20 protein-coding genes, 1 tRNA gene and 1 pseudogene are annotated in these 21,596 nt (G+C 52.7%); 18 read left to right on the top strand and 4 right to left on the bottom strand.

Translation table 11 applies throughout. The features are described from left to right. The first annotated feature begins 48 nt into the window (after positions 1–48). From DFR47_RS06290 to DFR47_RS06230, 13 genes are all read left to right on the top strand, one after another. Entirely contained in the window at positions 49–459 is a 411-nt protein-coding gene (locus DFR47_RS06290; RefSeq protein ID WP_113943954.1) for a VOC family protein, read from the top strand. A gap of 4 nt (positions 460–463) precedes the next feature. Beyond that, on the top strand, positions 464–1,117 hold the full coding sequence (gene rdgB, locus DFR47_RS06285; RefSeq protein WP_113943953.1) for an RdgB/HAM1 family non-canonical purine NTP pyrophosphatase: 654 nt from the start codon (positions 464–466) through the stop codon (positions 1,115–1,117). Next, a complete protein-coding gene (hemW, locus tag DFR47_RS06280; protein ID WP_113943536.1) occupies positions 1,117–2,325 on the top strand; it encodes a radical SAM family heme chaperone HemW in 1,209 nt (402 codons plus the stop codon). The genes rdgB and hemW overlap by 1 nt, the downstream gene beginning before the upstream one ends. A gap of 20 nt (positions 2,326–2,345) precedes the next feature. Next, positions 2,346–3,251, top strand: coding sequence for a 16S rRNA (cytidine(1402)-2'-O)-methyltransferase (gene rsmI / locus DFR47_RS06275; RefSeq protein ID WP_113943535.1), 906 nt, complete (start codon positions 2,346–2,348; stop codon positions 3,249–3,251). After that, positions 3,251–3,625 (top strand): YraN family protein, encoded by a 375-nt coding sequence (locus DFR47_RS06270; protein WP_113943534.1) that lies wholly within the window; start codon positions 3,251–3,253, stop codon positions 3,623–3,625. The genes rsmI and DFR47_RS06270 overlap by 1 nt, the downstream gene beginning before the upstream one ends. Before the next feature lie 134 nt (positions 3,626–3,759). Next, positions 3,760–5,229: a siroheme synthase CysG gene (gene cysG / locus DFR47_RS06265; protein WP_374788332.1), complete on the top strand. Its 1,470-nt coding sequence runs from the start codon at positions 3,760–3,762 to the stop codon at positions 5,227–5,229. Beyond that, the gene (locus DFR47_RS06260) at positions 5,229–5,528 is read left to right on the top strand and encodes a DUF2849 domain-containing protein (RefSeq protein WP_113943532.1); all 300 of its coding nucleotides are present in this window, start codon (positions 5,229–5,231) and stop codon (positions 5,526–5,528) included. The genes cysG and DFR47_RS06260 overlap by 1 nt, the downstream gene beginning before the upstream one ends. Before the next feature lie 129 nt (positions 5,529–5,657). Then, entirely contained in the window at positions 5,658–7,328 is a 1,671-nt protein-coding gene (locus DFR47_RS06255; RefSeq protein ID WP_113943531.1) for a nitrite/sulfite reductase, read from the top strand. Next, positions 7,318–8,067: a phosphoadenylyl-sulfate reductase gene (locus DFR47_RS06250; RefSeq protein ID WP_113943530.1), complete on the top strand. Its 750-nt coding sequence runs from the start codon at positions 7,318–7,320 to the stop codon at positions 8,065–8,067. The genes DFR47_RS06255 and DFR47_RS06250 overlap by 11 nt, the downstream gene beginning before the upstream one ends. Continuing rightward, positions 8,064–8,606: a DUF934 domain-containing protein gene (locus tag DFR47_RS06245; protein WP_113943529.1), complete on the top strand. Its 543-nt coding sequence runs from the start codon at positions 8,064–8,066 to the stop codon at positions 8,604–8,606. Before DFR47_RS06250 ends, DFR47_RS06245 begins: the two co-directional genes overlap by 4 nt. A gap of 151 nt (positions 8,607–8,757) precedes the next feature. Then, positions 8,758–9,105 (top strand): 2Fe-2S iron-sulfur cluster-binding protein, encoded by a 348-nt coding sequence (locus tag DFR47_RS06240; protein WP_237120970.1) that lies wholly within the window; start codon positions 8,758–8,760, stop codon positions 9,103–9,105. Positions 9,106–9,227: 122 nt separating this feature from the next. Further along, positions 9,228–9,521 carry a Dabb family protein gene (locus DFR47_RS06235; RefSeq protein WP_113943527.1) on the top strand — a complete coding sequence of 98 codons (294 nt, stop codon included), beginning with the start codon at positions 9,228–9,230 and terminating at the stop codon, positions 9,519–9,521. A gap of 181 nt (positions 9,522–9,702) precedes the next feature. Next, positions 9,703–9,948, top strand: a complete 246-nt coding sequence (locus DFR47_RS06230) for a hypothetical protein (RefSeq protein WP_113943952.1) — start codon at positions 9,703–9,705, stop codon at positions 9,946–9,948. 61 nt (positions 9,949–10,009) lie between these two features. Here the strand turns inward: DFR47_RS06230 and DFR47_RS06225 are convergent, their stop codons facing one another. Beyond that, the gene (locus DFR47_RS06225; RefSeq protein ID WP_113943526.1) at positions 10,010–10,474 is read right to left on the bottom strand and encodes a BA14K family protein; all 465 of its coding nucleotides are present in this window, start codon (positions 10,472–10,474) and stop codon (positions 10,010–10,012) included. Positions 10,475–10,806: 332 nt separating this feature from the next. On the opposite strand from DFR47_RS06225, the gene metH reads away from it, so the two are divergent. Together metH and DFR47_RS06215 are read left to right on the top strand one after the other, a co-directional pair. Further along, positions 10,807–14,562 (top strand): methionine synthase, encoded by a 3,756-nt coding sequence (gene metH, locus DFR47_RS06220; RefSeq protein ID WP_113943525.1) that lies wholly within the window; start codon positions 10,807–10,809, stop codon positions 14,560–14,562. 329 nt (positions 14,563–14,891) lie between these two features. Next, complete coding sequence (locus DFR47_RS06215) at positions 14,892–15,110, top strand: hypothetical protein (RefSeq protein WP_113943524.1); 219 nt, start codon at positions 14,892–14,894, stop codon at positions 15,108–15,110. 90 nt (positions 15,111–15,200) lie between these two features. On the opposite strand, the gene DFR47_RS06210 is transcribed toward DFR47_RS06215, so the two are convergent. Beyond that, positions 15,201–16,328 (bottom strand): NAD(P)/FAD-dependent oxidoreductase, encoded by a 1,128-nt coding sequence (locus DFR47_RS06210; RefSeq protein ID WP_113943523.1) that lies wholly within the window; start codon positions 16,326–16,328, stop codon positions 15,201–15,203. 289 nt (positions 16,329–16,617) lie between these two features. Here DFR47_RS06210 and cysD point away from each other — a divergent pair. The 3 genes and pseudogenes from cysD (at position 16,618) to cysQ (ending at position 20,541) form a co-directional block, all read left to right on the top strand. Next, positions 16,618–17,598 (top strand): annotated as a pseudogene (gene cysD / locus DFR47_RS06205) (sulfate adenylyltransferase subunit CysD). Then, complete coding sequence (gene cysN, locus DFR47_RS06200; protein ID WP_113943522.1) at positions 17,598–19,547, top strand: sulfate adenylyltransferase subunit CysN; 1,950 nt, start codon at positions 17,598–17,600, stop codon at positions 19,545–19,547. Before cysD ends, cysN begins: the two are co-directional and overlap by 1 nt. 175 nt (positions 19,548–19,722) lie before the next feature. After that, entirely contained in the window at positions 19,723–20,541 is an 819-nt protein-coding gene (gene cysQ / locus DFR47_RS06195; protein WP_113943521.1) for a 3'(2'),5'-bisphosphate nucleotidase CysQ, read from the top strand. Between the two features lie 12 nt (positions 20,542–20,553). Here the strand turns inward: cysQ and DFR47_RS06190 are convergent, their stop codons facing one another. Together DFR47_RS06190 and DFR47_RS06185 are read right to left on the bottom strand one after the other, a co-directional pair. Further along, positions 20,554–21,132, bottom strand: a complete 579-nt coding sequence (locus DFR47_RS06190) for a transglycosylase SLT domain-containing protein (protein ID WP_113943520.1) — start codon at positions 21,130–21,132, stop codon at positions 20,554–20,556. Between the two features lie 286 nt (positions 21,133–21,418). Beyond that, positions 21,419–21,495: transfer RNA gene (locus tag DFR47_RS06185), tRNA-Pro, on the bottom strand. Positions 21,496–21,596 lie beyond the last annotated feature (101 nt).

Below are 21,596 nucleotides of genomic sequence, written 5' to 3'. Positions count from 1 at the left end.
TTCGTGTTCATGATTATTGAAAGGGCATTCATTATGCAGACCGGACAATTGAAACCAACACAGATACTTGAATCTGCGCTCTATGTGCGCGATATCGAAGAGGCTGTGCAGTTCTACCGCGATATTCTGGGGTTGGAGCTGGCTTTACCGCATAATCATCGCAATGCTTTTTTCCGCTGCGGTACAGGGATTTTGCTGGTTTTTGATGCAAAAGAAACCGTAAAACCGGCACCAGAAGGCGCGTTGCCGATCCCGACCCATGGTACGACCGGCGCAGGCCATATGTGCTTTGCTGCCAGCCGTGAGCAGATCGCGGAGTGGAAACAGCATTTTGCGAAGCATGGCATAGAGATTGAGCGTGAATTTGACTGGCCGAATGGCGCGCGCTCCCTTTACATCCGCGACCCTTCCGGTAATTCACTGGAATTCGCTGAACCCAAATTATGGAATAATGGATAAACTGATGAGAGAGCTGAACAAAGGCAAACTGGTTGTTGCAAGTCACAATGCAGGCAAGCTGAAAGAGTTTGCGGATCTGATCGGACCTTTCGGTTTTGATACCCAGTCTGCCGGTCAGCTTGGTCTGCCAGAGCCGGATGAAACCGGCACAACCTTTGAGCAAAATGCTTATATCAAAGCTTTTGCTGCGGCTGAAGCAACCGGTCTGCCTGCTCTTTCTGACGATTCCGGCATGATGGTGGATGCGCTGGGTGGTGAGCCTGGCGTTTACACTGCCAATTGGGCAGAGCTGCCGGATGGCAGCCGCGATTTCAATATGGCGATGGGCAAAGTTATTGATAAGCTTGCAGCCGCAGGTGCTTTGCAACCGGAACAGCGCAAGGGCCGCTTTGTTTCCGTGATCTGCCTGTGCTGGCCGGATGGTCATGCGGAATATTACCGCGGTGAAGTGGAAGGCCAGATTGTAACACCCCGCGGCAATGACGGCTTTGGTTTTGACCCGCTGTTCCTGCCGGATGGTTATGACAAAACATTTGGTGAAATGACTGCAACAGAAAAACATGGCTGGAAGCCGGGTGATGCACATGCCTTGTCGCATCGTGCCCGCGCATTCAAATTGTTTGCCGAAGCCAAATTCGCACCCGTGGATGTGAAATAATGCAGTCCTTGTCTGCTGCCGCCTCAGAGACCGCACGTCCGCTGCCTATTTTGCAGACAGACGGGGATCATGCTTTTGGCATTTATCTGCACTGGCCGTTTTGCATGGCAAAGTGCCCTTATTGCGATTTCAATTCGCATGTGCGGCATCAGCCGGTGGATCAGCCGCGTTTCGCACAGAGCTTTCTGCGCGAGATGGCGACTTTGCGTGAGCGCACCGGCCCGCGCACAGTGACCAGTATTTTTCTTGGCGGCGGCACACCGTCCCTGATGCAGCCGCAGACTGTCGGTGCTTTGCTGGACGGTATCGCCAAATACTGGTCTGTGGCGGATGATATTGAAGTGTCATTGGAAGCCAACCCGACCAGTGTGGAAGCCGACCGTTTTCGCGGTTACCGCGCTGCCGGTGTCAATCGCGTATCGCTCGGTGTGCAGGCGCTGAATGACCGTGACCTCAAGCGGCTTGGGCGGTTGCACTCCGTGGCTGAAGCGAAAGTGGCGATTGGTCTGGCACGTGAAATTTTCCCGCGCCTGTCTTTCGATCTGATCTATGCCCGCCCTGATCAGAGCATTGCGGACTGGAATGCGGAATTGCGCGAGGCTGTAGCGCTCGCTGCCGATCATTTGTCGCTCTATCAGCTGACAATTGAAGAGGGCACGCAGTTCTATAATCTCTGGAAGGCGGGTAAACTGACCACGCCTGATCCTGATCATGCGGCGGCGCTTTATGAAGAAACCCAGCGCGTGACAACTGAGCTGGGGCTGCCTGCCTATGAGATTTCCAACCATGCGGTGAAGGGACGGGAGTCCCAGCATAATCTGGTTTATTGGCGTTATGGCGAATATGTCGGCATTGGCCCCGGTGCCCATGGTCGTTTCCGCGAGAACGGTGCGCGCACTGTTACGATGACCGAGAAACATCCGGAAACCTGGGTCGATAAAGTTGAAACCTCCGGCCATGGTATTATCGAAGAAGAATATTTGACACCGGAGCAGGAAGGCGATGAGTTTCTGATGATGGGGCTGCGTCTGAAAGAGGGCGTTGATCTTAACCGCTATCAGAAGCTGACCGGCCATGGTCTGAAGCCGGAACGGCTTGCTCAGTTGCAGGAACAGAATTTTCTGGAATTGCTGGATGGCAGCTACCTGCGCGCTACGCCGGATGGTGCTTTGCTGCTCAATACGCTGGTCGCTGAACTGACTGCCTGAATTTTAGACAAGGAAACAACGTGGAAGACAATTTACAGGAAACGCGCAACTATGTGGTCGGGGAGCAGACTTTCCGCGCCCGTCCGGTTGAGCCTGCGCTTTATATTGTCGCCACGCCGATCGGCAATCTCGGTGACATTACCTTGCGGGCGCTGGAAGTGCTGGCATCAAGCGATGTGCTGGCTTGTGAAGATACCCGCGTTACCCGTGTTTTGCTTAACCGTTTTGCGATTTCCCGTCGCCCGATTGCCTATCATGAGCATAATGCAGCTGAGGCGGGGCCGAAAATTCTTGAAGCACTGGCATCCGGTAAAAGCGTGGCGCTGGTGTCCGATGCCGGTACGCCGCTGGTTTCTGATCCGGGCTATCGTCTGGTCGAAGAAGCCCGCAATGCCGGTTATAAAGTGGTGCCGGTGCCCGGTGCTTCTGCGGTAATGGCGGCTTTGATGGCCTCCGGTCTGCCGACCGACAGCTTCATGTTTTGCGGGTTTTTGCCATCTAAGCAGGGGCAGCGCCGCAACAAGCTTGAAACCTATAAGACCATTGATACGACGCTGATCTTTTTTGAATCGCCCAACCGTGCTTCGGATACTCTGCAGGATATGGCAGCCGTTTTCGGGGCGGATCGCCCTGCCGCTCTGTGCCGCGAGCTGACCAAAGCCTATGAGACTTTCTCAACTTCGACTTTGGGTGAATTGTGCGAGCAATATGACGGTGAAGACCGTATTCGCGGTGAGGTGGTTTTGCTGGTTGGTGCGCCGCTGCAAAATTCCGTGCCGGTGACCGAGCAGGATATTGATGCTTTGTTGCTCTCTCTTGCACAGGAATTACAGCCTTCCAAAGCTGCCGGTGAAGCCTCGCGCATGACCGGTAAACCAAAAGGTGAGCTGTATCAGCGTTTAATGACATTAAAGGCTCAAAAATAATGAAGATTTCCCATGAGAAAAAGCAGCAGGCATTTTCTCGCGGGATATGGGCGGAGCGGCTGGCTGCTTTTGCTCTGATGCTCAAAGGCTTTCGCATTGTCGAGCGGCGCTACAAGACCCGCTCCGGCGAGATTGATCTGATTGCCAGACGCGGCAGTCTGGTGCTGATTGTTGAGGTCAAAGCACGTACCTCTGTTGAAGCCGCAATGGAGGCGGTCAGCTCTATGAGTCTGTCGCGGATTGAAGCGGCTGCCGATCACTGGCTTGCCCGTCAGCCGGATTATCACAGGCTGTCTTTGCGCTTTGACCTGATTGCGGTGCTGCCACGCCGCTGGCCGGTGCATATTCCGGCAGCTGTCAGTTTCCGGAACTAAATTTCACGAAATTTGCAAAACGCGAAAAAGCGATGCGGTGCAACGCTCAAGCGCACAAGCCTGTTGCTTATAAGCGGTCGCAGAATGCGCGATACTTGGCACAATCTTTAACCACCCTTTGAAAGGTGCTGATTGTGACAGCTCACCCAACCAGATTAACGGCTTTTCCGGCTTTCTTCCGCGTGGACAGCGCGGCAGTGCTGATTGTCGGCGGTGGGGAAGAAGCGCTGAACAAAGCGCGCCTGATAGCTGAAACCACGGCGCAAATCCGCATTGTCGTGCCGGAGGGTGAGACGCCGGAGCCGGATCTGGTTCAGTTCGTGCTGGATGGTGGTTATCATTTGCGTACCGGTTCTCTGCAAGACAATGATTTCTCTCAGGTGAAACTGGCTTTTGTCGCGAGTGGTGATGCCGCACAGGACGCAAAAATCGCCGATCAGATAAAAGCAAGGCATGTTCCGGTTAATGTCGTCGACAGACCGCATTTGTGCGATTTTTTCACACCGGCACTGGTGGCTCATGCGCCCGTTGCAGTGGCAATCGGTACGGAAGGTGCAGGGCCGGTACTGGCGCAGAAACTGCGTCGCGAAATCGGTGCTGCTTTATCTCCGCAAACCGGAGTGCTGGCACAACTGGCGGCAGACTATCGCGAAAAGGTGGAAAGCACGCTGCCGAAAGGTGCAACGCGGCGCCAGTTCTGGGATGTGTTCTTCAATGGTGCAGTGGCACAAGCGGTTGAGCGCGGCGATCTGAACCTCGCGCGGGAACTTGCCGATCAGGCTCTGACTGAGGTGAACATACCTTCCGGTTATGTCTGGCTGGTCGGCGCAGGCCCCGGAGCAGAAGACCTGCTGACTTTGCGTGCGCAACGTGTGCTGATGCAGGCAGATGTGATCCTCTATGATGCGCTGGTGCCGGAGAGCGTGGTTGCCATGGGCAGACGCGATGCCGTGCGCATTCCGGTGGGAAAACGCAAAGGCTGCCACAGCAAAAGTCAGGATGAAATCAACCAGTTGCTTGTTGAGCTTGCTCAAGACGGGCAGCGCGTGGTGCGGCTCAAATCCGGTGATCCTCTGGTCTTTGGCCGTGCCGGTGAAGAAATGGCGGCGCTGCGTGCAGCCGGTGTCAGTTTCGAGATTGTGCCTGGCATTACCTCAGCCATTGCTGCCGCCGCTGATATGCAGTTGCCGTTGACATTGCGTGGTGTTGCATCCTCCCTGATTTTCACCACCGGTCACGATATGGCGGGAGACATCCTGCCGGATTGGGCGCGGCTAGCGCTCAGCGGCGCGACCATTGCCGTTTATATGGGTGCAAGCGTTGCCGCATCTGTGGCGCACCGCTTGCTCACTGCCGGTCTGCATGAGGATACGGCGGTCGCTGTGGTGGAAAATGCCGGACGCACTGAGCGCGTAATGCTGCACGGCCTCTTAAAAGATCTGGCTCAACTGGAAAATCATAATGAGCTGCAAGGACCGGTGATGGTGATCATCGGCGATGCGGTTGCCGGTGCCTCGCTTGAAGGTGCCCGCCCGTTTGCGCAGCAACTGATAAGCACACCGGAGCTGCATATCTTGCAGGCCGGTGAAAAGGAGAAAGCATAATGACAGTCAAAGTCCTGAGTGCCAATCGTCTGAGCGACGGTGTTTCGGTCTGGCTTGCTGCGGACGGCCATTGGGCCAGCTCCATTCGCGGTGCATTACTGGCGCGTCATCCCGAGGCGGTTGCCGCACTGGAAGCTGCCGGCAAGCAGGCCAGCCGTTTCGACGAAGTGGTGGATATCAATCTGATTGAGGTCGAGGAGCGTGGTGTTGAACTGTTTCCGGTTCGTCTGCGCGAGCGTATCCGCCTGTCCGGCCCCACAATCACCCCTGTGGTACGGCTGCATTCGGTAGCCGGTTGAGATTTCAGAGCATAATTCCTTAAACTTGAATCAGTTTAAGGAAAAATTATGCTCTAATTTTAAAGTGTTAGAGCGACCTTTGTGTGCCAAGTCTGGCACACGGCGCTCTAAATGTCGGGAGAGGGTTAAATGTACCGGTATGATGAGTTTGACCGCGAATTTGTTTTCGCCCGTGTGGAACAGTTTCGCGATCAGGTGGCGCGTCGTTTAAGTGGTGAGTTGAGTGAAGATCACTTCAAGCCGCTGCGTCTGATGAACGGTGTTTATCTGCAACTTCATGCCTATATGCTGCGTATTGCGATACCTTACGGCACTTTATCCTCCCGTCAGATGCGTAAGCTGGCGCATATTGCCCGTGTCTATGACCGTGGCTACGGGCATTTCACAACGCGGCAGAACTTGCAGTTCAACTGGCCGAAGCTCACCGATATTCCCGCCATTCTGGAAGAACTGGCCGAGGTGGAGATGCATGCCATCCAAACCTCCGGCAATTGCATCCGTAATGTGACCGCCGATCATTTCGCCGGTGCGGCACGGGATGAAGTCGCTGATCCGCGCCCCTATGCCGAGATTTTGCGGCAATGGTCATCACTGCATCCGGAATTTTCCTATCTGCCGCGCAAATTCAAAATTGCGGTAACAGGTGCAGAGGCAGATCGTGCAGCCATTCAGGTGCATGATATCGGGCTGCATCTGAAAGAGAATGAACAGGGACAGCGCGGCTTTGCGGTCTATATTGGCGGCGGGCAGGGGCGCACGCCGATGATCGCCAAGAAGGTGCGGGATTTTTTGCCGGAAGCGGATTTGCTAACCTATATTACTGCCATTGTGCGGGTCTATAATCTCCATGGTCGCCGTGACAATAAATATAAGGCCCGTATCAAAATCCTCGTCCATGAAACCGGACTGGAGGATTTACAGGCGCAGATTGAAGCCGAATGGCAGGTTATCAAAGACAGCGATCTGAAACTGCCGGAAACGGATATTGCGGCGATCAATACCTATTTTGCAGCGCCCCGATTGCCGGAGCAGGCAGAGGGGCACGGGCTTGTGGCTGCTACGCGTAAAAATGATGCGGCTTTTGCCTCATGGTTTTCCCGCAATGTGACACCGCATAAGCACCCTGATTATGGCGTGGTGACAATCTCGCTCAAAGCTATCGGTGAAATTCCGGGCGATGCATCGGCCGATCAGATGGATATTGTGGCCGATCTGGCTGAGCGCTTTTCGCAAAGTGAAATCCGCGTCAGCCATGAACAAAATCTGGTGCTGCCACATGTGGCGCTGGCCGATTTGCCACTGCTCCATGCGCAATTGCAGCAGGCCGGTCTTGCTACCGCTAATGCAGGGCTGATTACCGATATTATTGCCTGCCCTGGTCTGGACTATTGCGCGCTGGCCAATGCCCGTTCCATTCCTGTTGCACAGCGTATTTCTGAGCGTTTTGGTTCGCAGGAGCGGCAGGAAGAAATCGGTGATCTGAAGATCAAAATTTCCGGCTGCATCAATGCCTGCGGTCATCACCATGTCGGCCATATCGGTATTCTCGGCGTAGAGAAAAAAGGCGAGGAGCTGTACCAGATCACGCTCGGCGGTTCCGGCGATGAGCAGACATCCATCGGTGATATTACCGGCCGTGGTTTTTCTACTGAAGACGTGGTGGATGCCATTGAAACGGTGGTCAATACCTATCTGAATATTCGTAGTGCACCGCAGGAAAGCTTTCTCGAGACCTATCGTCGTTTGGGTGCGCAGCCGTTCAAGACTGCGCTCTACGGGGAGGCTGTGCATGCAGCCTGATCTTCTTGAGACCACAGCAGACAGAGCGCAACGTCTGAATTACCTTTACGGCGATGCAAGTGCCGACGCGATTATCGCCGTGGCCGTCAAAGAGTTTGGTGCAGGGCTGGCGGCGGTGTCATCTTTCGGTGCGGATTCCGCAATTCTGTTGCATCTGATTGCGCGGGTGCAGCCATCGCTGCCGGTTTTGTTTTTGCAGACCAATAAGCATTTTCCGGCAACATTGCGTTATCAGGCGCAATTGGTGCAGGAATTGGGACTAACGGATGTGCGCGATTTGCTTCCGGATGCGGGCGCTTTGAAAACTCATGATCCGCTCGGCGCTTTGTGCCTGACCGATAAAGACCGCTGCTGCGATCTACGTAAAGTCCAGCCACTCGCACAAGGAATTGCGCCTTTTGAGGCGTGGTTCACGGGACGCAAGCAGTTTCAGGCAGCAACGCGCAATGGTTTGCCTGCTTTCGAAGCGGTAGGAGAGCATATCCGGATTAATCCGCTGCGGGACTGGACTTCAGAGCATCTGGAAGCCTATCGCGCGTTCCATCATCTGCCGCCGCATCCGCTGGTCGAGCAGGGCTATCGCTCCATCGGCTGCATGCCATGCACACGGCCGGTTAGTGATGATGAAGATCAGCGGGCAGGTCGCTGGTCAGGTTCGGGCAAAACCGAATGCGGTATTCATCTGGGCGGTCTCGAACAGCATTTGCATAAGGATAAGATCAAGGGAGCAGATCTATGACGGAAGAAACAGTTGTATCGGCACTGTGGTCGCGTTCCGGCCTGATCGAGGATGTTTTTGTCAATCTTGAAAGTGTTGAGGAAATCATCGCCCATGAAGCGGTGATCATTCCGTTGCAGCTTTGGCCGCAGATCAGCCGTGAGCTTTTGCGCAGCCACAATATCCGGATCGGTGTACGGGTTGAGGCTGGTGAGGCGCTCGATACTTTGCTGGATGATCTGAAATTTATCGAAATTCTGGTGCTGGATTTTCCGGCTTTCAATGACGGGCGGTCTTTTTCCAAGGCCGCGCGGCTTCGCAGTCATTACGGATTTTCCGGTGAGATCAGGGCATCAGGTGCCGTCCATATTGATCAGATCGGCGCTATGTTGCGCGCTGGTTTTGATACTTTACAGATCAGTGACGCGCGGGCTTTACGCCGTCTTCTGGCTGGTGAATTGCATGATACCGGTCTGTATTATCAGCCTGTTGCCGGTGGTATTCATGGTGCAGAACAAGGACTGGCAGGCTATAGCTGGCGTCGCCGTCAGGGTTTTTAAATAGGGTGGTTTCCGTTTCTGCCTGAATGGTGGGAGATTGTGCCAAATCACGGTATCGGCATCGGGAAACAGGAATAAAGCTTGTTTTATGTGCCGAAAACATTATCTAACTCCTATCACCCCACGTCTGCGCTACTCAAAAGGCATTGTTGTGAGTTCTGATACGCTTCTCATTCATGTTACCGATCAAAAAGGCGAGCGCCATACGCTTGAGGCTCTCGAAGGCTTTCGCGTTATGGAGGTTATCCGTGACTGGGGGCTGAATATTAAAGCGGAATGCGGCGGTGCCTGTGCATGCGGCACCTGTCATGTCTATGTGACGCCGGAATGGGCGGGTAAGCTCTATGAGCCGCAGGATGAAGAGCTGGATCAGCTCGATCAGACATTCCATGTTGAGGATAATTCACGACTTTCCTGTCAAATTATCATGACGGAAGAACTCAACGGTCTGGAAGTTACTCTGGCTCCGGGCACAGAAGCTGACCGTGAAGCAGCCTGAATTGAAAGTGATGTCTTCGGGCTGATTTGAAGATGACTTTTCCATATTCCCCATGATAGACAGGACTTCAGAATAAGAGGTTTTATACCTCTTTGCATGCTTTTATGGATTAGGAAAAACTCGTGATACGGCATATTGTATTTTTCAGCGTCAAAGCAGATCAAGACGTGGAGGATGTGTGTCGCCGTTTGCGGGCTCTGGCGACAATTCCCCATTCGGAATGCTTTGAAGTTGTGGCCAACAGCAAGGTCGATCCGATGTGTGACCGGATTGATCTGGTGGTTTACGGCGAATTCCGCGATGAGGCTGCTCTGGCGGCTTTTAAAGCTCATCCGACCTATGATGCGACGACTCAGGAAGTGCGTCCGTTGCGCGAAATGCGCTATTCGGCTGATTTCACATCAACCATTGGCTGAAATAATCCCCTGAAAAGCAGTGGTAATGCTGATATTCGTGATGATCAACAGTTGAAGATTCACGTTAAAAGTGATTGTCTGACGTTGAATTGATGACACGTCAGACTGATATTGCTTTGTCGGTTGTGTTGTAAGCTGCTCAGAGCCTGAAATGAAACAGGCTGATACATAGGAAATGCATATGGACGATTATGAAAAATATGCCATGGGCATGATGATCGTTTTCGGCGCGCTGATTATTGGTGCCCTGATAACCGTAAATCTCGTGGTTTATGACAAGCCTGGCTTCTTGTTTGCACTGGGTGCTGCCGTTGTTGCCTGGTTTTCAGCATTCGCTGTTCTGCTGGACAAGCCGCGTGTTTACGGTGCTCTGATCGCTGTAGCGATTGGCTTGGTTGCCGCTTCGATCGGTGCCTATGTAACCTGATAATCTTTGTAGTCTATTGATGAAAACGCCGCCCATAAGGGCGGCGTTTTTGTTTTATGCCTCAGGTGTAAGGTGAGTAGCACTGACGGCGCGGGCCGTAATTCGGCTGGAATGTATTGTCCGATGCGCGGTAAGAGCGGTAGCGGTTGTAGCACCAGTTGATATGGCTGTTCCGTCCTGAACGGTAAACCGGAGCCGGACGGTAATGGCGTGGTGGTGCCGGACGATAATAGCGGAACTGCGGCTGATAATAAGGCCGGTAGTAAGGCCTGTAATATGGACGGTAGTGTGGTCTGTAATGCGGACGATTATAATGGCGGTTGTAATTCCGTCTTTCACGGTAATGACGACGCTCCGGATAATATTGTACATTCCGGCTCAGTCCCTGTCCGGATGATGTCATATCCTGCAACACAGCATTATGGGTTGCTGCCGAAGGCTGAGCCTGCGCAGCACTGCCAAAGGACAGGATGCTCATGGTCAGCGCTGTCAGCGCGGCAGTAAAATAAGAAAGCATTTTTCTCATTTTGTTTCTCCTCAGATCAAAGCGCAGTTCATAAGAAGCAATCCGGCTTTTATGACATGCATCTGTCAATATTACTCTTCATGAGATGAACGCTGCATGACTGCTTTTATTCCGGTGATACCCGTAAAAACGCAGTTTACTATGACTGAAAGGGCGGGAGAATTGCAGCGAATTTGTGCCGCACAGCTTCACACTTCGTAAATGCGGATAGCGAGTTGGTGAACAACTCGCATCATAAAAGATCAAATGCTTTGTTTGACATAAAGATATGTTTATGTCATCAAATTGACATTTGAATTTGAACGGCATTTTGAGTGACAGGCAGGTATCGGATGAGCACTTCTTTTGACAATCTTTTCGGACCGGTTGCAGACAGGCCGGATGGTTCCGAGGTGCTTGCTGCCCTGCAAAAAGCTGCACGGGAACGTATCCTCATTCTTGATGGCGCCATGGGGACACAAATTCAGGGACTTGGGTTTCATGAAGAGCATTTCCGTGGTGAGCGCTTTGCCGGTTGCGAATGTCATCTGCAGGGTAATAACGACCTTCTGACACTGACCCAGCCGCAAGCAATTGAAGAAATTCATTATGCCTATGCGATGGCAGGGGCAGATATTCTTGAGACCAATACATTCTCTTCCACTTCCATTGCACAGGCCGATTACAGCATGGAGGCTGCGGTCTATGAGCTGAACCGCGATGGTGCCCGTCTGGCACGCCGCGCAGCTTTGCGAGCGCAACAAAAAGATGGCCGTCGCCGTTTTGTTGCCGGTGCTTTGGGGCCGACAAACCGTACTGCTTCCCTGTCGCCGGATGTGAACAATCCGGGTTTCCGTGCCGTGACATTTGATGATCTGCGTATTGCCTATGCCGAGCAGATCAACGGTCTGGTTGATGGTGGTTCGGATATTATCCTGATTGAAACCATCTTTGATACGCTCAATGCCAAGGCTGCGGTCTTTGCCTGTGAGCAGGTATTCGCTGAAAAAGGCATCCGCTTGCCGCTGATGATTTCCGGCACCATTACCGATCTTTCCGGCCGTACATTGTCCGGCCAGACGCCCACAGCTTTCTGGTATTCGCTGCGCCATGCACGGCCTTTCACCATTGGTCTTAACTGTGCGCTCGGTGCCAATGCGATGCGTGCGCATCTGGCAGAGCTTTCAGGTGTGGCGGATACTTTTGTTTGCGCCTATCCGAATGCCGGTTTGCCGAATGAGTTCGGTCGCTATGATGAGACGCCGGAAGTAATGGCCGCGCAGATGGAGAGCTTTGCGCGTGAAGGGCTGGTCAATGTGGTGGGCGGTTGCTGCGGCTCCACGCCGGAACATATTACCGCGATTGCCGAAGCTACCGGTAAATATGAGCCGCGCAAACCGGTGAAACTGGCACCATTGATGCGTTTGAGTGGTCTTGAGCCGTTTACGCTGACTAAGGATATTCCGTTTGTGAATGTCGGCGAGCGTACCAATGTCACCGGTTCTGCCAGGTTTAAAAAACTGATTACCGCCGGTGATTACACGACGGCGCTCGATGTTGCCCGTGATCAGGTGAATAATGGTGCGCAGATCATCGATATCAATATGGATGAGGGCCTGATCGACAGTCAGAAGGTGATGGTTGATTATCTCTATCTGGTTGCTGCCGAGCCGGATATTGCCCGTGTGCCGGTGATGATTGACAGTTCCAAATGGGATGTGATCGAAGCCGGTCTGAAATGCGTGCAGGGCAAACCGCTGGTCAATTCCATCTCGCTGAAAGAAGGTGAGGAAGCCTTTATTCATCATGCCAAACTGGTGCGTGCCTATGGTGCTGCTGTGGTGGTGATGGCCTTTGATGAAACCGGTCAGGCGGATACCAAACAGCGCAAAGTCGAGATTTGTACACGCGCCTATAAAATCCTCACCGAAGAAGTCGGCTTCCCGCCGGAAGATATCATCTTTGATCCGAATGTGTTTGCCGTGGCGACAGGGATCGAAGAGCATAATAATTACGGCAATGATTTCATTGAAGCGACCAAGGAAATCATTGAGACTCTGCCGCATGTACATATTTCCGGCGGTGTTTCTAACCTGTCTTTCTCGTTCCGTGGTAATGAGCCGGTGCGCGAAGCGATGCATGCGGTGTTTCTTTATCATGCTATTCAGGTCGGCATGGATATGGGGATCGTCAATGCCGGTCAGCTGGCAGTTTACGAATCCATTGATCCGGAATTGCGAGAAGCCTGCGAAGATGTGGTGTTGAACCGTCGTGAGGATGCAACTGAACGCCTGCTGGAAATTGCGGAGCGTTTTCGCGGGACTGCCGGCAAGGAAGCCAAAGAGAAAGATTTAAGCTGGCGTGAGTGGAGCGTTGAGAAGCGGATTGAACATGCGCTGGTCAACGGTATTACCGAATATATTGAGGCCGATACGGAAGAGGCCCGTCAGAGTGCCGAGCGTCCGCTGCATGTGATTGAAGGTCCGCTGATGGCCGGTATGAATGTGGTGGGTGATCTGTTCGGCTCGGGGAAAATGTTTCTGCCACAGGTGGTGAAATCCGCCCGTGTGATGAAACAGGCCGTGGCAGTTTTGCTGCCCTATATGGAAGAAGAAAAGGCGCAGAATGGCGGTGAGGAGCGCCAGAGTGCCGGAAAAATCCTGATGGCGACGGTGAAGGGCGACGTGCATGATATCGGCAAGAATATTGTCGGTGTTGTGCTGGCTTGTAACAATTATGAAATCATCGATCTCGGCGTGATGGTGCCTGCGGCCAAGATATTGCAGGTGGCAAAAGACGAGAAGGTGGACATTATTGGTCTGTCCGGTCTTATCACACCGTCGCTGGATGAAATGGTGCATGTGGCCGCCGAGATGGAGCGCGAAGGCTTTGACCTGCCATTGCTGATTGGCGGCGCTACGACCAGCCGTGTGCATACGGCGGTGAAAATTCATCCGAAATATCAGCGTGGCCAGACCGTCTATGTGCTGGATGCCAGCCGCGCCGTTGGTGTTGTGTCACAGCTGCTATCGCCGGAGCAGAAAGACGGCTATGTTGCCGATATTCGCACGGAATACGCCAAGGTAACCGCTGCCCATGAGCGGAGCGAGGCGGAGAAAAAACGCCTGCCACTGGCACGTGCCCGTGAGAATGGCGAAAAACTTGATTGGGAAAATTATACCCCGCCGAAGCCGTCCTTCCTCGGCACCAAGGTCTTTGAAACCTATAATTTGCAAGAACTGGCACGTTATATTGACTGGACACCTTTCTTCCAGACATGGGAGCTAAAAGGCAGGTTCCCAGCCATTCTCGATGATGAGAAACAGGGGCCTGCCGCGCGTCAACTTTATGAAGATGCGCAGGCTATGCTGAAGAAGATCATCGACGAGAAATGGTTTGCACCGCGTGCGGTCATCGGCTTCTGGCCGGCCAATGTGGTGGGTGATGATATTCATCTCTATAAGGATGAAGCCCGTCTCGAGCATACGGATACATTCTACACGTTGCGCCAGCAATTATCGAAGCGCGACGGTCGTCCGAATGTAGCACTGTCGGATTTTGTGGCCCCAAAGGATAGTGGCAAGGCCGATTATATCGGCGGTTTCGTGGTCACTGCCGGTATTGAGGAAGTGGCGATTGCCGAGCGCTTTGAACGTGCCAATGATGATTATTCCTCCATTCTGGTTAAAGCACTGGCTGACCGTTTTGCAGAAGCCTTTGCCGAGGCAATGCATGAGCGGGTGCGCAAAGAGTTTTGGGGCTATGGCGCAGATGAGACTTTCACGCCGGATCAGCTGGTGGGCGAGCCTTATGCGGGTATCCGTCCGGCACCGGGCTATCCGGCACAGCCTGACCATACGGAAAAGACCACGCTGTTCCGCCTGCTGGATGCCACGGCAACCACAGGTGTGGAACTGACGGAAAGCTATGCGATGTGGCCCGGTTCATCGGTTTCCGGTCTCTATCTCTCGCATCCCGACAGCTATTATTTCGGCGTGGCGAAAGTCGAGCGCGATCAGGTGGAGGATTATGCAGCGCGTAAGACTATGCCGGTTGCAGAGGTGGAGCGTTGGCTTGGACCAATTCTCAATTACATCCCGCAAGCTTAGAGCATTTCACAGTCAAGTTGGATCAATTTGACGTTGGGATAATGCGACAAACTAAAAAATCTAGAGCGAGCGTTATGATCCAATATGAACGTAAGCCGCTCTAGAGAGGTTTCCCAAAAGGGTGAAGCGGTTTTGGTGTGTGATCTTATAAAAAATATCTGGCTCGCAATTTGTTGCGTATTTTTACAAAACTTGTTCATGTGCCGTTCAGATTAATTGCGCGATATTCAAAACGCGCAATCAACGGATTGCACCAGATTCACCGGCATAGATATTGTTGAGTTGTTTCAACAGGATGCCGATGTCTGCAGCTTAAAAGGTCACTCATTATGAAACGCTTTATTATCGCAATTGCTGCTCTTGGTATGATCGCTCCGGTAGCAGCTCAGGCTGCTCCTGCGGCCCATAAAACTGCTGCTGTGCAGACCCAGGCACCAGCTGCCCATAAAGTTGCTGCCCACAAAACTGTGAAAGCTAAGTCAACCGGCATGCACAAGTCTTCCAAGCACGCTGTGAAAAAAGCTGCTCCGAAGCACGTTAAAAAATAATCTGAGCTGCGCTCATGCCGGAGTTCCCGTCCGGCACTGGCACAGTCTGAGATATAAGGCATAAATACCGGTAAGGTATTTATGCCTTTTTCATTTGATGAACGTGTTCACATAAGCTGCAATGGCAAGGCTGGATGTCAGCCCCGGACTTTCAATGCCGAACAGATTGACCAGTCCCGCTATACCGTGTTCGTCACTGCCGGAAATATAAAAATCTGCTGCGGTTTCACCACTGCCACTTAATTTCGGGCGGATGCCGCTATAGGTGGCCTGCAAGGCGCCATCCGGTAAATCCGGCCAATAGTTACGGATCGCAGCGTAGAAACTGTCACCACGTTGCGGATCAACGGAATAATCGAGGTTGGCGGGAGATATCACTTTGCCGAGCCATTCGACATCAGGGCCGAAGCGCATCTGCCCGTTGAGATCGAGGGTCAAGTGCACGCCCAAGCCACCATCTTCCGGTACCGGATAAATCAGATGTGAGAACGGGGTTTTACCGGAAGCTGAGAAATAATTGCCTTTGGCAAGATGCTGTGCCGGTATGTGCTGTGGTGCCAGTCCGTTGATTGTGGAGGCAATCGCCTGCGCGCCGATACCGGCGGCATTGATGAAGCGTTCGGCTCGCAGAGTGAATTCTTCGCCGCTCTCACGGTCGCGGGTAGTAATAGTAAATCCGTCTGCATGCTGCTCAACACGCAGAATTTCAGTGTTGAAAGCAACCGCCGCACCATGATTTTCCGCATCGCCTTGCAGGCTCAGCATCAGGGTGTGACTGTCGATAATGCCGGTAGAGGGGGAGAATAAAGCGGCAGTGCAGCGAATAGCTGGTTCCAGTGCCTGTGCTTCTTCTGCGCTCAGTCGTTGCAAATCATGCACACCGCAGGCTGTTGCACGCGCCACAATTTTGTCCAGTGCGGCATGTTGCGCTTCAGAGGTCGCAACAATCAGTTTGCCGCAGCGTTTATGCGGAATGCCCTGTGCCGCGGCATAGGCATAAAGGCGCTCTTTGCCTTCAACACAGAAGCGGGCTTTCAGACTGTCCGGTTCATAATAGATGCCTGCATGGATGACTTCGGAATTTCGCGACGATGTATGTGTGCCAATCATATGCTCGGCTTCAAGCACCAGAGTTTCAAAACCGCGCATTGCCATTTCGCGCGCGATTGCCAGCCCGACCACACCGGCTCCGGCAACCACACAAGCTGTCTTTTCCATTCCCGCTCCACCCTCTGATTTTTATCGGCGGAGGATATGCTGATGAAGGGATGCAGCGCAAGATCAAAGCGTCCTCAGGCAAGCTCTCAGAACCATCCTGAAATCAATTGCGGAACGGCATTCCACGCAGACAACGCCTTGCGCAATGAAAATCACATTCGCAGGCAAACTTCACCATATCATCCTTTCTCACTTATGCAGTCTTTCGGCATGATGATGGGCATGTTTTATCGCCGGAACAGCGTTTCTCTGAGTGGAATGAAGTGCCGGACAAAATATGGAATTGAGTATGAGCCTTGCACTGCATGTGGCGGATCTTGTACCGCTAACCTCTGACCATCAGAGCAACCCGCATTTCGGCCGGTCTGTTGCACCGCTGACCCATCTGCAACGGCTGGAAGCAGAAGCCATCCATATTTTTCGGGAGGTGGCGGCCAGTTTTGCAAAGCCGGTCATGCTTTATTCTGTCGGCAAAGATTCAAGTGTGATGCTGCATCTGGCGCGCAAGGCCTTCTATCCGGCACCGCCGCCTTTTCCGTTTCTGCATGTCGATACGACATGGAAGTTCAAGGAGATGATCGCTTTCCGCGATGCGCAGGCCAAAGCCTATAAGCTGGATCTGCGGGTGCATATTAATAGCCAAGGCGTTGAGGCTGGTATCAATCCGTTCATTCACGGATCAAATGTGCATACGGATGTGATGAAGACGCAAGCCTTGAAACAGGCATTGGATAAATACGGCTTTGATGCTGCCTTTGGCGGGGCGCGGCGCGATGAGGAGAAATCCCGCGCCAAGGAACGGGTGTTTTCCTTCCGCAATGCGACCCATAGCTGGGATCCGAAAAATCAACGTCCTGAAATGTGGAATATCTACAATACACGTATTCAGACAGGCGAGTCGATCCGCGTCTTTCCGCTGTCCAATTGGACGGAAGCTGATATCTGGCATTACATCCATCAGGAAAATATCCCGATTGTACCGCTGTATTTTGCGGCACCTCGTCCGGTGGTTGAGCGCGATAATATGCTCATTCTCGCCGATGATGAGCGACTGCAATTACGCGCGGGTGAAAAGATTGAAACCCGTATGGTGCGGTTCAGAACGCTGGGCTGTTATCCGCTGACGGCAGCGATTGAATCGCAGGCGTAAACACTGCCGCAAATTCTCGAAGAAATGCTGCTGACGCGCACCTCGGAACGGCAGGGGCGACTGATTGATCGCGATGAAGCCGGTTCCATGGAGAAGAAAAAACGGGAAGGATATTTCTGATGACGGAGACACTGACCCGCGAGCAGCCGGATACAATAATTGCGGATTATCTGGAGGCGCAGGAGCATAAATCGCATTTGCGTTTTCTCACCTGCGGCTCTGTCGATGACGGAAAATCCACGCTGATCGGACGGCTGCTCTATGATGCCAAAACCCTGTTTGAAGATCAGATATCGCAACTGCATCAGGATAGCCGTAATCATGGCACAGCAGGCGAAGATATTGATTTTGCACTGCTGGTTGACGGGCTGGAAGCCGAGCGTGAGCAGGGGATTACCATTGATGTGGCCTATCGCTTTTTCGCAACACCGAAGCGGCGCTTTATCGTGGCGGATACGCCGGGGCATCTGCAATATACCCGCAATATGGTAACGGGAGCCTCCACTGCAGACCTTGCCATTGTGCTGGTCGATGCCCGCAAAGGGCTGCTGGAACAGACGCGCCGCCATAGTTTTATCGCTTCACTATTAGGCATTCGCCACATCGTGCTGGCAGTGAATAAGATTGATCTGATTGGCTATGATGAGGCGGTATTTAATCAGATTGTGCAGGATTATCAGGCCTTTGCGCGGGAGCTTGGTTTCACTACTATTCAGGCTCTTCCGGTATCGGCACGCTTTGGCGATAATATTCGCTCATCTTCAGAGAAGATGCCCTGGTATCAGGGGCCAGCACTCTTGGAGTGGTTGGAGACTGTGGCGACAGACAGCGCGGATGCTGCGGAACCGGATTTCCGCTTTCCTGTGCAATATGTCAGCCGCCCGCACGCGGATTTTCGTGGCTTCGCAGGCACGATTGCATCGGGGAGGATTAGCGTCGGCGATGAAATTACGGTGGCTCGTTCTGGTGTAAGCTCTGCGATCCGCTATATTGTAACCGCAGACGGCGAACTGGAAACGGCACAGGCCGGACAAGCGGTGACGCTGGTACTGGAAGATGAGCGCGATATTTCCCGCGGCGATATGCTGGCGCATCCGCAATCGCGACCGCAGGTGAGCGATCGTCTGGCAGCCAAATTGGTGTGGTTCACACAGGAGCCGTTACGGGCAGGGCGGCAATATTGGCTGCGTAGTCAGACAGATCAGGTCAGCGTGACCGTGAATACGCTTAATTACCGGATTGATATTGAAAATACGCAAAAGCAATTCGCGCAGGAACCGGCTGACCAGTTGCAGATGAATGAAATTGGGCAGGTAGCGTTTCAGCTTTCCGCGCCGCTGGCCTTTGATCCTTACGGGCAAAACCGTGCCACCGGTTCTTTCATTCTGATTGATCGCCTGACCAATGCAACCGTTGCAGCCGGCTTGATTGATCATTCACTGCGCAAAGCTTCGCATATTCATGTGCAGGCAGCAAAAGTCACACCGGCAGAGCGGGCTGAGCAGAAATATCAAAAACCGGCGCTGCTATGGTTCACCGGCCTGTCTGGTTCCGGTAAGTCGGTCTTGGCCACAGTGCTGGAGCAACGTCTGCATCTGGCGGCGAAACATACATTCATTCTCGATGGCGATAATCTGCGTCATGGCCTCAACAGTGATCTGGGTTTCTCCGCAGAGGAACGCAGTGAGAATATCCGGCGCGTGGCTGAAACATCGCGTTTGATGCTGGATGCGGGATTGATCGTGTTGGTGTCGGTAATTGCACCGCTGGCACAGGATCGCGCTTTGGGGCGTCATCTTGCCGGTGATCATGATTTCATTGAAGTCTTTGTCGATACGCCGCTGGAGGTCTGCGAAGCCAGAGATGTGAAAGGACTGTATGCGAAAGCCCGCGCCGGTGAAATTCGCGATTTTACCGGTATTGATGCACCCTATGAGCGACCGGTAGCACCGGAACTGCATTTGCGGGGGGCGACGGCGAGTGTGGATGATTTGGCCGATCAGATAGAGCATTATCTCAATCAGCGTGGTTTGATTTATAGTCTGGTCGATGAAGGCTGGTCGATTTAGAGCGCAGCCCGAAAAGTGTGAAGCGGTTTTCGGATTAAGATGCGCGTAAAACAAACAGATAGAGCGGTTCCAATGCTTCAGACTTATCTGGAACCGCTCTAACTCCCAGATATCCATGTTCCTTCGATGGGGGAAATGGTATATGTCGCCCTGAACGGGTGTGAGGAATATCGGAATGACAACGGAAAAGACATCACTCGCCACGGATGCTCTGATGGCAGTGATGCAGCAGGCAGCACTGGATGCCGGCCATGCGATTATGCGGTTTTACGAGACGGGTTGTGAGATCAGTCTGAAGCCGGATGCATCTCCTGTCAGTGAGGCAGACCATGTGGCAGAAGCGATTATTCTGAAACAGTTGCGTGCCTTCCTGCCGGAAGTTTCCGTGGTTGCAGAAGAGGAGATGGCAGCCGGTGACGGCCCCGTTGAAATCCGCGAGCGTTTTTTCCTTGTCGATCCTCTGGACGGTACCAAAGAATTTGTGCTGCGCAATGGTGACTTCACCGTCAATATTGCTTTGATTGAAAATGGTGTGCCGGTCAGTGGCGTGGTTTATGCGCCGGTCAGCGGCAGGCTGTACTGCGGATCACCGGCCGGTGCATGGCAATATGATGTGCAGCCGGATCTGTTGGCGGCCGAAACCCGCTTGTCCGTGCGTGAATGCGGTGAGCAAAAAACAGCTGTGGCCAGCCGCTCGCATAATACACCGGAAACGGATGCCTATCTGCGTGAGCAGGCCATTGTTTCTTGCGTGAGTGTTGGTTCTTCCCTGAAATTCTGTCTGGTTGCTTCAGGGCAGGCGGATGTCTATCCACGCTTCAGCCGGACAATGGAGTGGGATACAGCGGCCGGTGATGCGGTACTGCGCGCCGCAGGCGGTAAGACCCTGACACTGGATAATCAGCCGCTGATTTATGGCAAAAGGAACCAGCAGCCTGAAAGCGATTATGCCAATCCGTTTTTTATCGCCTATGGTGGAACAGAACCGGCCTGAGCCGGTTTATGGTTACAGGCGACCGCAGCTACGCATTTGTGCCGCATAACGCTGGGAGATGTTGGTGGCTTTGCGTGCAGCGCGCTGCACCATCGCATTGCCGCGCCAGCTGCCTTTGGCGTAGCCGCCATGGCCGGAATAATAAGCCAGATACAGATTATACGGATCGTTCAGTGAGATGCCGTTACTGACATTGCTCTGTTTGTGATACCAGCCGACAAAATGAATAGCATCGCCGAAATTGGTACGGCTTGCACCATGACGTCCGGTTTCACGCATATAGCGCGCCCATGTGCCGTCAAGCGCCTGAGAATAGCCATAGGCCGAGGACTGACGCTTCCACGGGATGAAGCCAAGCAGCTTTGTACGTGGCGGTCGGGCATAAGGCTGGAAGCTTGATTCTGTGTAAATCGTCGCCATCATGATCGGGATCGGCACGCCGAAGTCACGTTCTGCCTTTTTTGCATCCTTATGCCAGTTATTGACCCAGCCATCACGCTGATCAAAAATCGCACAGGCATTGTTGACGGATTTTGGCGCGGAGGCACAGCCAGCCAGAAAAACAGCAAAAATAAGAAGGAATTTTTTCATTTACGCAATCTTTCAGGCCGGTACTTTATAGACGAAACACTCATCTCGTTTTGCAACGAAAAAACGCTACAGAACGACAAGTGATAATGCTGAAAAGCATAGCGTGAAGAATTTTGACAAAATGTGGTGCAAACGGGTTTTGAGCGGCTAAGTTTGCTGGCGTAGTTAATCGCCGGTTAATATGTGAAGCCGGATTTATAAACAAAAATAACGTGAGATGAAAAATCATCCACGTTCAAAATATTGAATTTTAAAGAGAATTTAAAGACCATCACTTGTGGTGTGATGGTCGGAGCGAGAGGATTCGAACCTCCGACCCCCTGATCCCAAATCAGGTGCGCTACCAGGCTGCGCTACGCTCCGTTGACCGTGAGGCGGCTTATAGCGCTGCATTTTGCTCTCTGCAAGCGAATTATGCAAAAAAATCAAAACAACTGTTCATTATTGATTTTAAAGCTCTTTTT

Origin of the sequence: Pseudochrobactrum asaccharolyticum, assembly GCF_003314995.1 — a bacterium.
Lineage (GTDB): Bacteria > Pseudomonadota > Alphaproteobacteria > Rhizobiales > Rhizobiaceae > Pseudochrobactrum > Pseudochrobactrum asaccharolyticum.
This window is presented reverse-complemented; position numbering and strand designations above follow the sequence as displayed.

Coding starts and splice junctions, on each gene's coding strand:
- rdgB (WP_113943953.1), top strand. CDS start 464: ATGAGAGAGCTGAACAAAGGCAAACTGGTTGTTGCAAGTCACAATGCA.
- hemW (WP_113943536.1), top strand. CDS start 1,117: ATGCAGTCCTTGTCTGCTGCCGCCTCAGAGACCGCACGTCCGCTGCCT.
- DFR47_RS06270 (WP_113943534.1), top strand. CDS start 3,251: ATGAAGATTTCCCATGAGAAAAAGCAGCAGGCATTTTCTCGCGGGATA.
- DFR47_RS06260 (WP_113943532.1), top strand. CDS start 5,229: ATGACAGTCAAAGTCCTGAGTGCCAATCGTCTGAGCGACGGTGTTTCG.
- DFR47_RS06255 (WP_113943531.1), top strand. CDS start 5,658: ATGTACCGGTATGATGAGTTTGACCGCGAATTTGTTTTCGCCCGTGTG.
- DFR47_RS06250 (WP_113943530.1), top strand. CDS start 7,318: ATGCAGCCTGATCTTCTTGAGACCACAGCAGACAGAGCGCAACGTCTG.
- DFR47_RS06245 (WP_113943529.1), top strand. CDS start 8,064: ATGACGGAAGAAACAGTTGTATCGGCACTGTGGTCGCGTTCCGGCCTG.
- DFR47_RS06230 (WP_113943952.1), top strand. CDS start 9,703: ATGGACGATTATGAAAAATATGCCATGGGCATGATGATCGTTTTCGGC.
- DFR47_RS06225 (WP_113943526.1), bottom strand. CDS start 10,474: ATGAGAAAAATGCTTTCTTATTTTACTGCCGCGCTGACAGCGCTGACC.
- metH (WP_113943525.1), top strand. CDS start 10,807: ATGAGCACTTCTTTTGACAATCTTTTCGGACCGGTTGCAGACAGGCCG.
- DFR47_RS06215 (WP_113943524.1), top strand. CDS start 14,892: ATGAAACGCTTTATTATCGCAATTGCTGCTCTTGGTATGATCGCTCCG.
- DFR47_RS06210 (WP_113943523.1), bottom strand. CDS start 16,328: ATGGAAAAGACAGCTTGTGTGGTTGCCGGAGCCGGTGTGGTCGGGCTG.
- cysN (WP_113943522.1), top strand. CDS start 17,598: ATGACGGAGACACTGACCCGCGAGCAGCCGGATACAATAATTGCGGAT.
- cysQ (WP_113943521.1), top strand. CDS start 19,723: ATGACAACGGAAAAGACATCACTCGCCACGGATGCTCTGATGGCAGTG.
- DFR47_RS06190 (WP_113943520.1), bottom strand. CDS start 21,132: ATGAAAAAATTCCTTCTTATTTTTGCTGTTTTTCTGGCTGGCTGTGCC.